This is a genomic window from Kitasatospora sp. NPDC101447, assembly GCF_044767225.1.
GTDB lineage: Bacteria > Actinomycetota > Actinomycetes > Streptomycetales > Streptomycetaceae > Kitasatospora.
On sequence record NZ_JBIWNL010000088.1, the window covers coordinates 1 to 2072 of the forward strand.

Sequence of the window (2072 nt, forward strand, 5' to 3'; positions counted from 1 at the left end):
CGCTCCGCGAACAACTCCACCACCGAACGACCCGGCACCTCACACGCCGTCTCGTTCCACCCCTCCACCACCAGACCCGCCTCGACCTCATCGAGCAGGTCGATGGAGCCGATGGGCCCCGAGGGCGCCGCCACCGCGGCGGCCGTCAGGCGGAGCAGTCGGTCGACGAAGGCGTGCGCCGTCGCCTGGTCGAAGAGGTCCGTGGCGAACTCCAGCACGCCGGCGAGGCCGTTCGCCCGGCCCTGCCCGTCGAACTGCTCGGTGAAGCCGAAGGCCAGGTCGAACTTGGCGGCCGACGTGTCGACCGACTGGCGCTCGACCGTGAGGCCGGGCAGCCCGTCGAGCGAGTCCAGGGCGCCCTGGTAGTCGGTGTTGTTGAAGGTCAGCAGCACCTGGAACAGCGGGTGCCGGGCGAGCGAACGCTCCGGGTTCACCGCCTCGACCAACCGCTCGAACGGCAGGTCCTGGTGCGCGTACGCGCGCAGACTGGTCTCCCGGACGCGGCCCACCAGTTCGTTGAACGAGGGGTTGCCCGAGGTGTCGGTGCGCAGGACGAGGGTGTTGATGAAGACACCGATGAGCTGGTCGAGGGCGTCGTCGGTCCGGCCCGCGATCGGCGTGCCGATCGGCACATCCTCACCCGCACCCAACCGGGTCAGCAGCGCGGCCAGCGCCGCCTGCAGCACCATGAACGGACTGGACTGCGTCTCCCGCGCCAGCGCCACGACCCGCCCGTACAAGTCGCCCGGCACCTCGAACGGAATCCGCTCACCCCGGTACGAGGCCACCGCCGGCCGCGGCCGGTCGAACGGCAGCTCCAACTGATCCGGCAGACCCGCCAGAGCACCCTCCCAGTACGCCAGTTGACGCGAGATCTCACTACCCGGCTCGTCCTCCGAACCGAGCGTCTCCCGCTGCCACAGGCTGTAGTCGGCGTACTGCACCGGCAGCGCCTGCCAGGCCGGCGCCTCCCCCGCCACCCGCGCCGCGTAGGCCGCGGTCAGGTCCCGCGCCAGCGGACCACGCGACCACGCGTCACTCACGATGTGGTGGGTCAGGACGAGCAGGACGTGGTCCGTCGCCGAGAGGGCGAGGAGCGTCGCCCGGAAGGGGATCTCCTGGGCGAGGTCGAAGGGGTGGGCCGAGGCCTCGGCAAGGCGCTCCGCCAGCTGTTCCTCGTCCGTCTCCACGACGTCCAGCGGCAGCTCGACCCGGTCGGCGGGAAGGATGACCTGCCCCGCTCCCTCGGCGTCCTCGACGAAGAGGGTGCGCAGGCTCTCGTGGCGGGCGACGACGTCGGCCAGGGCCTCGCGCAGCGCCTCCCGGTCCAGCGAACCGTGCAGCCGCAGCGCCACCGGCGCGTTGTACGTCGCGTTGGGGCCGTCGAACTGGTGGAGGAACCACAGCCGCTGCTGCGCGTACGACAGCGGGATCCGCTCCGGACGCGGGACAACGGCGACGACGGCACCCCGGGTGACGCCCTCGGTGGCGTCCAGGGCGGCGGCGAGACCCGCAACCGTCGGGGTCTCGAAGAGCTGGCGGATCGGGAGTTCCACCGCGAGGAGACTGCGGATGCGGCTGACCAGCCGGGTCGCGAGCAGGGAGTGACCGCCGAAGCGGAAGAAGTCGTCGTCGATCGACACCGACTCCACACCCAGGGTCTGCGCGAACAGCCCGCACAGCACCTCCTCACGCGGCGACCGCGGGGACCGGCCCCCGGCCTGCTCCGGACCGTACTCCGGCGCCGGCAGCGCACGACGATCCAGCTTCCCGTTCACCGTCAACGGCAACGCATCCAGCACCACGAACGCGGAGGGAACCATGTACTCCGGCAGGCGGTGTGCCACGAACTCCCGCACACCATGCGGGTCCTGTGCGTCGGTAGTGACGACATACGCCACCAGACGCTTGTCCCCCGGCTCGTCCTCCCGCACCACCACCGCAGCCCGAGCCACCAGCTCATGCGCGACGACCGCAGCCTGCACCTCACCCAGCTCGATCCGGAAACCCCGAACCTTCACCTGATCATCGACCCGGCCCACATACACCAACTGGCCATCGGCATTCCACCG

Annotated in this window: 1 protein-coding gene; it reads right to left on the reverse strand. The window is 70.8% G+C overall.

Annotation, left to right across the window (positions count from 1 at the left end; genetic code table 11):
- The coding region (locus tag ACIRST_RS42395; protein WP_402810144.1) for a condensation domain-containing protein at window positions 1-2048 on the reverse strand (2048 nt) is incomplete at its 3' end.
- Window positions 2049-2072 lie beyond the last annotated feature (24 nt).